Here is a 12,001-nt window from a genome sequence, read left to right as displayed (position 1 = left end):
CGCCCTAGACGCCGCGGCAGCGCTACCGCTCGAACTTCGCCGACAGGATGATCGACGACGTGGTGCGCTCCACTCCTTCGAGATCGCCGATGCGGTCGGTCAGCGCATCCATCTCTGCCACGCCCGGCGTTACGCCCAGCGCGACCAGGTCGAACGGGCCGCTGACCGAATGCAGCGACCGGACTTCCGGCATCGCGCGCAATGCCTCCACCACGGATGCGGCCTGCTTCGGCAGCACGGTAATCATGATGTGGGCGCGGATGTGGCTGCGTTCGGCCGCATCGTGCACGCGCACCGTATAGCCCGCGATCACGCCTTCCCGCTCGAGCCGCTCGATGCGGCTCTGCACCGTCGTGCGCGACAGCTTCAGGCGGCGCGCGATCTCGGCCGTCGAGGCGCGGGCGTTCTCGCGGAGCAGGGTCAGCAGCTGCTGGTCAGCGGAAGTGATCTTCATGGAGCGGGAATTTTTCGTCGAAACGCCGATACACGGGCGTATTTTCGTCCATAACAGGGGTTTTGATCGACGAAATTATCCAGATAATAGGCCGATGGTCCCACTCCAGGAGATTCGCATGGCCGCCATCGACACGCTCGCGCCGTTGCGCGCCCACGGCGGCACGCGCCGCACCCCCGGGCTCGACGACGCCACCATCGAGAAGTTCACCGCTTCGCACCCCGAGCTGGTGGAAGCGATCGATGCCGCCGCCGCGGAATACGCCCGCATCCGGGACGAGTTCGCCAACCTGCTCGATCTCGATGAAGAAGCCCAGGCGCACGCGATCCAGGCCGGCTACGTCAATTTCTATCCCGACGATGCGGTCAATCCGTACGTCGCGCTCGCCGCACGCGGACCGTGGATCGTCACCCTCAAAGGCGCCGTGCTGCACGACTCCGGTGGCTACGGCATGCTCGGCTTCGGCCACACGCCGCAGCAGGTCATCGATGCGATGGCCAAGCCGCAGGTGATGGCGAACATCATGACGCCGTCGCTGTCGCAGCTGCGCTTCGAGCGCGCCCTGCGCGCGGCGATCGGTATCGAGCGCGGCGGCTGCCCGTACGAGAAGTTCTTCTGCCTGAACTCGGGCTCGGAATCGGTCACGCTCGCCGCGCGCATCGCCGATACGAATGCGAAGACGATGACCGACCCCGACGGTCGCCGTGCCGGCGCCACGATCAAGCGCCTGGTGGTCAAGGGCAGCTTCCACGGCCGCACCGACCGGCCGGCGCTGTACTCCGATTCCACGCGCAAAACCTACCTGCAGCACCTGGCGAGCTACCGCGGCGAGCAGTCGGTGATCTCGATCGCGCCCTACGACGTCGACGCACTCAAGCAGGCGTTCGCCGATGCCGATGCGAACGGCTGGTTCATCGAGGCGATGTTCCTCGAGCCGGTGATGGGCGAAGGCGACCCGGGCCGCAGCGTGCCGCCGGAGTTCTATGCCGCCGCGCGCGAGCTCACGAAGGCGCATGGCTCGCTGCTGCTGGTCGACTCGATCCAGGCCGGCCTGCGTGCACACGGCGTGCTGTCGATCGTTGACTACCCGGGTTTCGAGAATCTCGAAGCGCCCGACATGGAGACGTATTCGAAGGCGCTCAACGCAGGCCAGTACCCGCTGTCGGTGCTCGCGGTCGGCGAACGCGTCGCCAGCCTCTATCGCAAGGGTCTGTACGGCAACACGATGACGACGAACCCGCGTGCGCTCGACGTCGCCTGCTCGGTGCTGGCGCAGGTCACGCCCGAGCTGCGTGAGAACATCCGTGCGCGCGGCGCCGAGGCGGTGCGCAAGCTCGAACAGCTCAAGGACGAACTCGGCGGGCTGATCACCAAGGTCCAGGGCACCGGCCTGCTGTTCTCGTGCGAGCTCGCGCCGCAGTTCAAGTGCTACGGCTCGAACTCGACCGAGGAATGGTTGCGCGAGCGCGGCCTCGGGGTGATCCACGGCGGCACCAACTCGCTGCGCTTCACGCCGACGTTCTCGATCACCAGCGAGGAGATCGACCTGATGGTGAGCCTGGTCGGGCGCGCCGTGCAGGAAGGCCCGCGCCTGCAGCAGGCCGCAGCGGCCTAAGGCCTGCGGTATCGATGGAAAAGGCCGGCCGATGCCGGCCTTTTTCTTTTCCGGCGCAGCAGTAGCCAGCGGCCGGGCGTTGCGGTGGCTCAGTCGTCGCCGCGGTCACGACGGCCGTACAGCACGGCCACGAGCATCAGCACGATCGCGAACGTACCGGCCATCCAGGCCCATGGATCGCGCAGCAGGCGCGAATTCGGCGGCGTGATCACGACCAGTGGATCGGCCGGGGCGACGCCCGGCACCACGGCATCGGGGGCCAGCCGCCATGTGCCGTCGCGCAATTCGACGCGCCCTTCGAGCTCGGGCAGGACCAGTTCGTGCCAGCGGATGCGCAGATCGCCGATGCCGGGCTCGAGCGGGTTCTCGCTGCTGCCCAGGCCGTTGCCTTCGGGCTGGAACGCGGCTGCGAGGTTGGCCGGCAGCCGTGCGAAGTCGGGGCGGAACTCCACCCAGCGCCCGAGCGTGGACAGCACTTCGCGATGGATCGGCCGGCCCGCGAGCGTCGCTTCCTTCGCCCACCAGCGCTCGCTTTCGATCGGAAGCTTGGGCGGGTTGCCGTACTCGGGCGGAAAGCCGGTCGAATCGATCGGCGCGGCGTTCCAGACCGGCTGGAAACCCTGCTCTATTCTTCGCCACTGGTACATCTCGACGCGGCGCTCGAGCCCGAACTGGTCGCTGCGCACACCGAACTCGCGATCGCGCAGGACGCCACCGGACTGCGGCTGCGCCTCCACGTCGACCGGCGCAGCGGACGGCGCCGCAGCAGGCGCCGAGGCCGCGATGCACAGGCCGAGCGCGAGCCCGGCCCACCTCATGCCGCGAGCGGCCTCGCGCGCAGCGCCTCGACCTCGTGCACGGTCGAGAAGCGTCCCTTCGCATCGCGCACGATCTGCGCGAGCGCGCAGCCGGGGTCGTGGGTGAAGAACAGATGCACGTTGCGTGCGAGCTTGTCTTCGAGGAACTCGCGCTTCTCGTCGATCAGCAGCTCCGCATTGCGGTCGTAGCCCATCGTGATCGGCACGTGCACCCATGGCCGGCCAGGGATCAGGTCGGCACAGAACACCACGCCGCCGTGCGGCTGATCATCGACTTTCTCGGGCCCGACGATTTCCGACAGCATCAGGCCGGGCGTATGGCCATCGCTGAAATGGAACCGCACGCTGTCGCCGAGCACCTGCGAATGCGTGCCGTCGACCAGCTCGAGCCGGCCGGTGGCTTCGAGCAGTGCCGGCAACTCGGGAATGAAGCTCGCGCGGTCGCGCGCATGCGGCTGCTTCGCGCGCTCGTAATGCGCGCGGCCGACCACGTATGTCGCATTCGGAAACAGCAGCTTCGGTGACTCGCCTTCGCGCCAGGCTTCGAGCAGGCCGCCGGCATGGTCGAAATGCAGGTGAGAGAGCACGACCACGTCGATGTCGGCGGGTGCAAATCCGGCCTCGGCCAGCGAATCGACGAGCACGTGCCGATCTTCGATCACGCCATAGCGTTCGCGCAGCTTGGGCTCGAAAAACGCGCCGATTCCGGCTTCGAACAGCACGGTCCTGCCATTGAGCGGCGTTGCCAGCAGGCTGCGGCATGCCAGTTCGATGCGGTTGTGCTCGTCCGGCGGCGCCCATTGGTGCCACATCGCCCGCGGTGCATTGCCGAACATTGCACCACCGTCGAGCTTCTGGCTGTTGCCGGTCAGGGACCAGAGTTTCATGGCGGCTCCACGCAGGTCAGTCAGAGGATGATCGGGCATCGGCGCGGCACATGGAACCGATCATGTGCGCAATGCACGAACCGTTGCGTGCAAGTGACTGATCGATATGTCGCACCACTACGTGCGACGAATGCAGGCATCACGCGGCCGTGATGCGGTGAAAAAAGTCTGGTGCAATCCGCCGCGACAGGTGTAAATATTTACACCATGCCACTCACACCCCGACAGTCCGAGATCCTCGCCTTCCTCCGTCGCCAGATCGACGAAGCCGGCATTGCGCCGAGCCTGCAGGAAATCGCCGATGCGATGGGCATTGCGCTCAACGCGGCCGCCAAACATCTCAAGGCACTCGAAGCTGCCGGCGTGATCGAGCGCAGGCCCGGGCAGGCACGCGGCCTGCGCATCGTCGAGACGATGCCGCGCATACGACGCAGGCATCTGGATACGTTCGAACTGCCGATCCTCGGCCGCGTCGCGGCCGGTATCCCGATCGGCGCGGATGCGCGCGTGCAGGGCTTTGTGCCGATCGACCGTGCGCTGTTTACACCGGTGCCCGACTACCTGTTGCGCGTGCATGGCGATTCGATGCGCGATGACGGCATCCTCGATGGCGACCTCGTTGCGGTGAAGCGCGCATCCGAGGCGCGCCACGGGCAGACCGTGGTCGCACGCGTCGATGACGAGATCACGATCAAGCGCCTGGACATCCGGCACGACCGCATCCGGCTGCTGCCGCGCAATCCGGAGTTCGCGCCGATCGAGATCGCGCCGGGCACCGACTTCGCGATCGAAGGCCTGTACTGCGGCCTGGTGAGGCGCGACTGATGGGCGCGGTCGTCGCGCTCGATGCCCTGCTCGAAACACGCCGGCTCTGGCGCGGCCGGCCCGCGGTGCCACCTCCGTCCGTGCATCCGACCGGGCACGCACAGCTCGATGCCGCATTGCCGACCGGCGGCTGGCCGCAGGGCGCGCTGACCGAACTGCTGCTGCCGGAGCCCGGGCTTGGCGAACTGTCGCTGCTGTGGCCGACGCTTGCGCGGCTGTCGCAGGCCGGGCGCGAGATCGTGCTCGTCGATCCACCGTGCGTGCCGTATGCACCGGCATGGCGCGCGGCCGGCGTGGTGCTAGAGCGCCTGCACCTGCTGCAGGCGCAGAAGAAGCACGCGCTCTGGGCGGTCGAACAATGCCTGCGCTCGGGCGCATGCGCGGCCGTGCTGTGCTGGCCGCGCCAGGTGGACGACCGCGCATTGCGGCGCCTGCAGGTGGCAGCCGAAAGCGGCCAGAGCCTGGGTTTTGCGTTGCGGCCGATCGATGCCGCGCAGAACCCCTCGCCTGCCGCGCTGCGCATCGCGCTGGACCGTCGCCCACGGCAGTTGCGCGTGCTCAAGTGCCGTGGCGGGCTTGCACCGCCGCAGCCGATCGCATTCCCGGTTGCGTGCTGAGGCCGGCCGATGCGTTGGGCCTGCCTGCTGCTGCCACGACTGGCGCTGGACGTCGTCCTGCGCACGCGCCCCGACCCGCAGCGTCCGCTCGTCCTATTGACCGGACCGGCACTGCGCCGCGTGGTGCATTCGGCCAACGAGGCCGCACGCGCGTTGGGCCTGCATCCGGGACAACCGTGGGCGACCGCACAGGCGATCGCCGATGGCTTCGACCGCATCGACCACGACGAATCCGGGGTCGAGCAGGCACGCGAACTGCTCGCAGGCTGGGCCTACGGCTACAGCTCGCAGGTCAGCCTCGCATTCGCGCATGCGGTGGTGCTCGAAATCGGGCGCAGCCGGCGCCTGTTCGGTGACTGGCCGACGCTCGAGCCGCAGCTGCGCGCCGAGCTGCAGGCGATGGGCTTCAGCCACCGGCTGGCCGCCGCGCCGAATCCGTGGGCGGCCCATGTGCTGGCCCGTGTGCGTGATGGGCTTTCGGTCGACCACGATGGCTTGCCTTCGATGCTGCACCGCGTGCCGGTCGAGCGCTCGGGACTTGCGCACGATGTCGTGCAGACGCTGCGTCGCATGGGCCTGCACGACCTGCGTGCGGTGCTTGCGCAATCCAGGGCCGCGCTCGGCAGGCGGTGTGGTGCGGAGGCGCTGCGCCACCTCGATCGCCTGAGCGGGCTGATCGACGAACCGCTGGCGTGCTACCGGCCTGCGGATGTGTTCCAGGCCCGCATCGAACTGGGCTACGAAGTCGAATCCAGCCAGGCGCTGCTGTTTCCGCTGCGCCGGCTGACTGCGGACCTCGGCGCGCACCTGCGCGCACGCGACGGCGGCGTTGCGCGGTTCGTGCTGGTGCTCGAGCACGAGCGCCGCCCGGCAAGCGAAGTCGTGGTCGGCCTGCTGGCACCCGAGCGCGAAGCAACGATGCTGTTCGAACTCGCACGCGGCCGACTGGAACAGGCACAGATACCGGCCCCGGTGATCGGTTTCGGATTGCGCGCCGACGCGTTGCCCGCATTCGTGCCGGAGCGGCGCGACCTGTTCGATACGCGGCCGCAGCAGGGCCTGCCCTGGGCGCAACTACGCGAACGCCTGCGCGCACGGCTGGGAGACGAGTCGGTGCTCACGCTCGAACACCACCCCGACCATCGTCCCGAGCGCGCATGGCGCGCACAGGCCGTGCAGTCACGTCGCCCTGCCCCGCAGTTGCTGCTGACGCCGGCCGGAAGCCGCCCCGGCTGGCTGCTGCGCGAACCGCAGCCGCTGGATCACGACGTCGCGACCATCGTGGCCGGGCCCGAGCGGATCGAATCGGGCTGGTGGGATGGCTTCGACATCCGCCGCGACTACTACCTCGTCGAAACCGTGCGCGGCCGCCTGGCCTGGGTGTTCTGCGACGCCGGCCGGCACGGGCCGCTGATGGTGCACGGCTGGTTCGCATGAGTGAGCCACTGCCGGAGTACGCCGAGCTGCATTGTCTGTCGGCCTTCAGTTTCCAGCGTGGCGCATCGACCGCGCGCGAGCTGTTCGCGCGTGCAGCAACGATCGGTTACCGCGCGCTCGCGATCACTGACGAATGCTCGCTGGCCGGCATCGTGCGCGCATGGGAGGCCGCACGCGACACCGGCGTGCCGCTGATCGTCGGCAGCGAGATGCCGGTCGGCGACGGGCCGAAACTCGTGCTGCTGGTCGAACACAAGGCCGGCTACGAAGCGCTGTGCCGGATGATCACCACGGCGCGGCGGCGCGCATCGAAAGGCGAATACCGCCTGCTTCGCAGGGATATCGAAGCCGGCTGCGAGGGCCTGCTGGCGCTGTGGCTGCCTTCGTTCGACGAGGACTTTGAGGCGCATGCCACGTGGCTGCATGCACGATTTCCGTCACGCACGTGGATCGCGGTCGAACTGCATCGTGGTGTGGACGATGCGGAGCGCCTGCAGCGGCTGCGCGAACTGGGAACACGGTACGGGCTGCCACTCGTGGCCAGCGGCGACGTGCACATGCACGTGCGTGCACGCCGCCGCCTGCAGGACGTGCTGGCCTGCGTGCGCCACCACACCACGCTGGCCGATGCCGGCGAACGATTGTTTCCGAACGGCGAGCGCCACCTGCGCATCCGCCAGGCGCTCGCCGCGATCTATCCGCGCGAGCTGCTGGCCGAGACCGTGCGCATTGCCGAACGCTGCCGCTTCGACCTCAAGGCGATCCGCTACGAATACCCGCGCGAACTGGTGCCGGCCGCGCACACGCCGACCAGCTGGCTGCGCACACTGACCGAGACCGGCATCCGCAGGCGCTGGCCGGACGGTTGCGCGGACAAGGTGCGCGCCTCGATCGAGCACGAGCTTTCGGTGATCGCCGATCTCGGCTACGAGCCCTACTTCCTGACCGTGCACGACATCGTCGAGTTCGCGCGATCACGCGGCATCCTCTGCCAGGGCCGCGGTTCGGCGGCGAACTCGGCGGTCTGCTTCGCACTCGGCATCACCGAAGTCGACCCGGCGCGCATGGAGCTGCTGTTCGAGCGCTTCATCTCGAAGGAGCGCAAGGAGGCGCCCGACATCGACGTCGATTTCGAACACGAGCGCCGCGAGGAAGTGCTGCAGTACGTGTTCTCGCGCTACGGCCGCGCGCGTGCCGCGCTCACCGCGGTGGTCAGCCACTACCGCACGCGCGGCGCGATTCGCGACGTCGCGCGCGTGTTCGGCCTGCCGGTCGATTCGATCGACGAGCTGACGAAGGCAGCCGACCGCTGGAGCAGCGGCGAAGTGCCGGACGAGCGCATCAACGAGCGCGGATTCGAGGCGGCCTCGCCGCTGCTGCGGCAGATCATGGAGCTTGCGGGCGAGCTCACCGGGTTTCCGCGTCATCTCTCGCAGCATCCCGGCGGCTTCGTGATCAGCGAGCACAGCCTGGAAGGCATCGTCCCGGTCGAGAACGCGGCGATGGACGAGCGCACGATCGTGCAGTGGGACAAGGACGATCTCGATGCGCTCGGCATCCTCAAGGTCGACTGCCTCGCGCTGGGCATGCTGACCGCGGTGCGCAAGACGTTCGAATCCCTGGCGCGCCTCGGTCACGGCCAGTGGTCGATGGCGACTATTCCGGCCGACGATGCGCCGACCTACGCGATGATCGGCCGCGCCGACACGATCGGCGTGTTCCAGATCGAATCGCGCGCGCAGATGGCGATGCTGCCGCGCATGCAGCCCGCGTGTTTCTACGACCTGGTGATCCAGGTCGCGATCGTGCGCCCGGGCCCGATCCAGGGCGACATGGTGCATCCCTACCTGCGCCGCCGACGCGGGCAGGAGCCGATCACCTACCCGAGCCGGGAGCTTGAGGAGATCTTCAAGCGTACGCTCGGCGTGCCGCTGTTCCAGGAACAGGTGATGCAGATCGCGATCAGGGCAGCCGGCTTCACCCCGGGCGAGGCCGATGCACTGCGTCGCTCGATGGCCGCATGGAAGCGCCACGGCGGGCTGGAGCCGCACCGCAAGCGGCTGCTCGACGGCATGCTCGAACGCGGCTACACGCAGGAGTTCGCCGAGCGCCTGTTCGAACAGATCAAGGGCTTCGGCAGTTACGGGTTTCCCGAGTCGCATGCGGCGAGCTTTGCGCTGGTCACTTACGTGAGCTGCTGGCTCAAGTGCCGTTACCCGGCGGTGTTCGCGGCCAGCGTGATCAATTCGATGCCGATGGGCTTCTATTCGGCCGACCAACTGCTGCAGGACGCGCGCCGGCATGGCATCGCGGTGCGCCCGGTCGACGTGCGCTTCAGCGACTGGAACTGCACGCTGGAGCCCGACCCGCGCAGCCGACCCGGCCCATCGGTCGAAGGCGACGAACGCACTGCGCGCTATGCGATCCGCATGGGGCTGCGGCTGGTCAAGGGATTCGACGAAGCCAGCGCGAACCGCATCAGCCGCGCGCGCGACCGCGAACCGTTCGAGGGCATCGATGATCTGGTCGTGCGCGCCGGACTGGATGCGAAGGCACGCAGCCTGCTGGCCGATTCCGGCGCCCTGAAGGCGCTGGCGGGCCATCGCCACCGCGCGCGCTGGGCGGTCGTCGGTGTCGAGGCACAGCTGCCGCTGCTCGCCGGCGTGGCAATCGCCGAGGACAAGCCGGACCTGCCGTTGCCAAGCGTCGGCGAGGACCTGCTGGCCGATTACGCGCTCACCGGCACCACGCTGGGCCGGCATCCGCTCGCGCAGATCCGCAGCACGTTGCATGCACGCCGCTGCATGCGTTCATCGCAGCTGGCCCGGCTGCCGCATGGCCGCCGCGTGCAGGTGGCCGGCCTGGTCACTCTGCGCCAGCGCCCGGGCACTGCCAGTGGCGTCACCTTCCTCACGCTCGAGGACGAGGACGGCCTGTTCAACGTCGTGGTCTGGCGCGCAGTCGCCGACCGCCAGCGACGCGAGGTGGTGGAATCGCGCCTGCTCAAGGTCGATGGCCGCCTCGAACGTGTCGAAGGCGTGCAGCACGTGATCGCGCACCGTTTCGAGGACCTCGGCGCCCTGCTGCCGGGCCTGGCGATGCACTCGCGCGATTTCCACTGAGCACCGACGCCGCTGCACGCTCGTGCAGGCTGCGGCGCGTTCTTCGGCATGGCCCGGGGCAGCGGCGGCGCCGTCTGCCCGCATCGCGGCGCACAACGCGCCCTCGCGTCGTAATCGGCACCCTCGCCCGCGTCACGGCCCGCCGGCTGCTTCAGCGCTCCGGCCGCATCAACACCAGCGCACTTCCGACCGGATTGCGCGGATCGGTGCCACCGGTCAACTCGCCCGACGCTTTGTCCCAGGCGACCGTCTGCAGGTTGCCCCAGGTGCTCTCACCGGCGTTGACCGTGTGGCCCATCGCCTTGAGTGCAGCGATGACTTCCGGCCCGAGCGCGCCGGGCTCAGCCGAGATCACGTCCGGCAGCCACTGGTGATGGATGCGCGGCAGCGCCGCGACCTGCTGCGCTGTCAGCCCTGTGTCGTACGCCAGAATCGCAAGCAGCACCTGGGTGATGATGCGGCTGCCACCCGGCGCACCGAGCACCGCGAGCTTTGCATCGGATTCGATCCAGCTCGGCGTCATCGAGCTCAACATGCGCTTGCCCGGCTTCGGCGCATTCGCCTCGAAACCCATCACACCGAATGCGTTCGGCGTGCCCGGCTTGAGCGCGAAGTCATCCATCTCGTTGTTGAGCAGTACGCCCGTGCCCGGCGCGACCATGCCCGAGCCGTAGATCAGGTTGATCGTCTGCGTGGCCGAGACCCGGTTGCCCTCGGAATCGATGATCGAGAAATGCGTGGTTTCCTCGTCCTCGAGCGGTGCCGGCTGGCCGGACAGCAGTTCGCTCGGCAGCGCCTTTTCCGGATGGATCGACGCGCGCCAGCCGGCCGCGTACGCGGGGCTGGTCAGGCGTTCGACCGGCACCTTCACGAAGTCCGGGTCGCCGAGGAAGATCGTGCGGTCGCGGTACGCACGGCGCATCGCCTCGACCGCCAGGTGCGTGCGCTTGGCGGGCTCGAGCTTGGCCAGGTCCCAGCCCTCGAGCATCTGCAGCATCTCGGCCAGCGCCACGCCCCCCGAGGACGGCGGCGGCGCGGTCGTGATCACCCAGTCGCGGTATTCGAACCGAAGCGGCTCGCGCTCGCGCACGCGGTAGCCAGCCAGCTCCTCGGCCTTCCAGCGTCCGCCCTCTTCCTTGACTGCGGCCAGCAGCTTGCGCGCGACATCGCCACGGTAGAAGCCATCGAAACCCTGCGCTGCAAGCCGCTCCAGCGTGCGGGCCAGGTCGGGCTGGCGCAGCGTCTCGCCAGTGACCGGCGGCGTGCCATCGGCCAGGAACACTTCGCGCGTGCCGCGATAGCGCTCCATCACTGCGCGCCGCCCGCCGTAGCCCTTCTCGAGCCGGGGATACACCTCGAACCCCTCGCGCGCGACGCGGATCGCCGGTGCCAGCGTCTTCGACAGCGGCAGGCGGCCGTACTTCTCGCTCAGGTGCACCAGCGCTGCAGGCAGGCCCGGGATACCGGCCGACCACGGTCCATTCGTCGCGCGATCGCGGTTGAGCTCGCCCTTCTCGTCGAGGTAGGCCTCGGGCGTGGCGGACTCGGGTGCGATCTCGCGCGCATCGACGAATACGTCACGACCGGTTTTCGCGTCGTGCAGCAGGAAGAATCCACCACCGCCGATGCCCGAGCTGATCGGCTCGACGACCGACAGCATTGCCGACACCGCCACCGCCGCATCGAATGCATTGCCGCCTTCGCGGATCATCTGCATGCCGGCCTGCGTCGCGAGCGTATGCGCGCTTGCGATCGCGGCGCCCGGGGGAGTTGCGGCCTGCATCTTCCCCGGCGCCGCGGCCGAGGTTGCGGCCGGCGGTGCGGGCGCTGCGAATGAGGCATTGAGTCCGGCGGCCGCCAGCAGGGTAGCCGTGATGATCGAACGCGCGAAATGTCGCATCAGCCCTGCTCCTGCAGCCTTGCCAGCTTCGCCAACAGCTGCTCGGTGTTTTCGGGGAACTGCGGATCCGGATCGATGCATTCGACCGGGCACACGACGACACATTGCGGCTCGTCGAAGTGGCCGACGCATTCGGTGCAGCGCGCCGGATCGATGATGTAGATCGACTCGCCCTGCGAGATCGCCTGGTTCGGACAGGCCGGCTCGCAGACGTCGCAGTTCACGCAGAGGTCGTTGATCTTCAGGGACATTGCATCGTCAGCGGCGTGAGGCCGCCGTGCTCCTCGGTAGCGCAGGTCGCCGGATTCACGGCGCAGCGTCTGGAG

At 68.4% G+C, this 12,001-nt stretch carries 10 protein-coding genes; 5 read left to right on the top strand and 5 right to left on the bottom strand.

The window, feature by feature from the left end:
- Nucleotides 1–22: 22 nt before the first annotated feature.
- Nucleotides 23–454 (bottom strand): Lrp/AsnC family transcriptional regulator, encoded by a 432-nt coding sequence (locus ACFFGH_RS13995; protein WP_386669249.1) that lies wholly within the window; start codon nt 452–454, stop codon nt 23–25.
- 118 nt (nt 455–572) lie between these two features.
- Here ACFFGH_RS13995 and ACFFGH_RS13990 point away from each other — a divergent pair, with 118 nt between their 5' ends.
- Nucleotides 573–2,069 (top strand): aminotransferase class III-fold pyridoxal phosphate-dependent enzyme, encoded by a 1,497-nt coding sequence (locus ACFFGH_RS13990; RefSeq protein WP_386669247.1) that lies wholly within the window; start codon nt 573–575, stop codon nt 2,067–2,069.
- An 89-nt stretch (nt 2,070–2,158) separates the two neighbouring features.
- Here the strand turns inward: ACFFGH_RS13990 and ACFFGH_RS13985 are convergent, their stop codons facing one another.
- On the bottom strand, nt 2,159–2,887 hold the full coding sequence (locus tag ACFFGH_RS13985; RefSeq protein ID WP_386669245.1) for a TMEM43 family protein: 729 nt from the start codon (nt 2,885–2,887) through the stop codon (nt 2,159–2,161).
- The gene (locus tag ACFFGH_RS13980) at nt 2,884–3,774 is read right to left on the bottom strand and encodes an MBL fold metallo-hydrolase (protein WP_386669243.1); all 891 of its coding nucleotides are present in this window, start codon (nt 3,772–3,774) and stop codon (nt 2,884–2,886) included. The genes ACFFGH_RS13985 and ACFFGH_RS13980 overlap by 4 nt, the downstream gene beginning before the upstream one ends.
- Nucleotides 3,775–3,981: 207 nt before the next feature.
- Here ACFFGH_RS13980 and lexA point away from each other — a divergent pair, with 207 nt between their 5' ends.
- Genes lexA through ACFFGH_RS13960 form a run of 4 tightly spaced genes read left to right on the top strand, consistent with a single transcriptional unit; the run spans nt 3,982 to nt 9,775 of the window.
- On the top strand, nt 3,982–4,599 hold the full coding sequence (gene lexA / locus ACFFGH_RS13975; protein WP_386670210.1) for a transcriptional repressor LexA: 618 nt from the start codon (nt 3,982–3,984) through the stop codon (nt 4,597–4,599).
- Complete coding sequence (gene imuA / locus ACFFGH_RS13970; protein ID WP_386669241.1) at nt 4,599–5,216, top strand: translesion DNA synthesis-associated protein ImuA; 618 nt, start codon at nt 4,599–4,601, stop codon at nt 5,214–5,216. Before lexA ends, imuA begins: the two co-directional genes overlap by 1 nt.
- 9 nt (nt 5,217–5,225) lie before the next feature.
- Nucleotides 5,226–6,653 carry a Y-family DNA polymerase gene (locus tag ACFFGH_RS13965; RefSeq protein WP_386669239.1) on the top strand — a complete coding sequence of 476 codons (1,428 nt, stop codon included), beginning with the start codon at nt 5,226–5,228 and terminating at the stop codon, nt 6,651–6,653.
- Nucleotides 6,650–9,775 carry an error-prone DNA polymerase gene (locus tag ACFFGH_RS13960; protein WP_386669237.1) on the top strand — a complete coding sequence of 1,042 codons (3,126 nt, stop codon included), beginning with the start codon at nt 6,650–6,652 and terminating at the stop codon, nt 9,773–9,775. Before ACFFGH_RS13965 ends, ACFFGH_RS13960 begins: the two co-directional genes overlap by 4 nt.
- A 151-nt stretch (nt 9,776–9,926) precedes the next feature.
- On the opposite strand, the gene ggt is transcribed toward ACFFGH_RS13960, so the two are convergent.
- Complete coding sequence (ggt, locus tag ACFFGH_RS13955; RefSeq protein WP_386669235.1) at nt 9,927–11,675, bottom strand: gamma-glutamyltransferase; 1,749 nt, start codon at nt 11,673–11,675, stop codon at nt 9,927–9,929.
- Entirely contained in the window at nt 11,675–11,926 is a 252-nt protein-coding gene (locus tag ACFFGH_RS13950) for a YfhL family 4Fe-4S dicluster ferredoxin (protein ID WP_386669233.1), read from the bottom strand. The genes ggt and ACFFGH_RS13950 overlap by 1 nt, the downstream gene beginning before the upstream one ends.
- Between the last annotated feature and the right edge of the window lie 75 nt (nt 11,927–12,001).

This window comes from Lysobacter korlensis (assembly GCF_042434515.1).
The sequence above is the reverse complement of the archived record's forward strand: the minus strand, read 5'-3'. Positions and strand labels throughout refer to the sequence as shown.

Bases quoted from the DNA above. Each gene is read 5' to 3' on its own strand.
- ACFFGH_RS13995 (WP_386669249.1), bottom strand. From the start codon at position 454: ATGAAGATCACTTCCGCTGACCAGCAGCTGCTGACCCTGCTCCGCGAG.
- ACFFGH_RS13990 (WP_386669247.1), top strand. From the start codon at position 573: ATGGCCGCCATCGACACGCTCGCGCCGTTGCGCGCCCACGGCGGCACG.
- ACFFGH_RS13985 (WP_386669245.1), bottom strand. From the start codon at position 2,887: ATGAGGTGGGCCGGGCTCGCGCTCGGCCTGTGCATCGCGGCCTCGGCG.
- ACFFGH_RS13980 (WP_386669243.1), bottom strand. From the start codon at position 3,774: ATGAAACTCTGGTCCCTGACCGGCAACAGCCAGAAGCTCGACGGTGGT.
- lexA (WP_386670210.1), top strand. From the start codon at position 3,982: ATGCCACTCACACCCCGACAGTCCGAGATCCTCGCCTTCCTCCGTCGC.
- imuA (WP_386669241.1), top strand. From the start codon at position 4,599: ATGGGCGCGGTCGTCGCGCTCGATGCCCTGCTCGAAACACGCCGGCTC.
- ACFFGH_RS13965 (WP_386669239.1), top strand. From the start codon at position 5,226: ATGCGTTGGGCCTGCCTGCTGCTGCCACGACTGGCGCTGGACGTCGTC.
- ACFFGH_RS13960 (WP_386669237.1), top strand. From the start codon at position 6,650: ATGAGTGAGCCACTGCCGGAGTACGCCGAGCTGCATTGTCTGTCGGCC.
- ggt (WP_386669235.1), bottom strand. From the start codon at position 11,675: ATGCGACATTTCGCGCGTTCGATCATCACGGCTACCCTGCTGGCGGCC.
- ACFFGH_RS13950 (WP_386669233.1), bottom strand. From the start codon at position 11,926: ATGTCCCTGAAGATCAACGACCTCTGCGTGAACTGCGACGTCTGCGAG.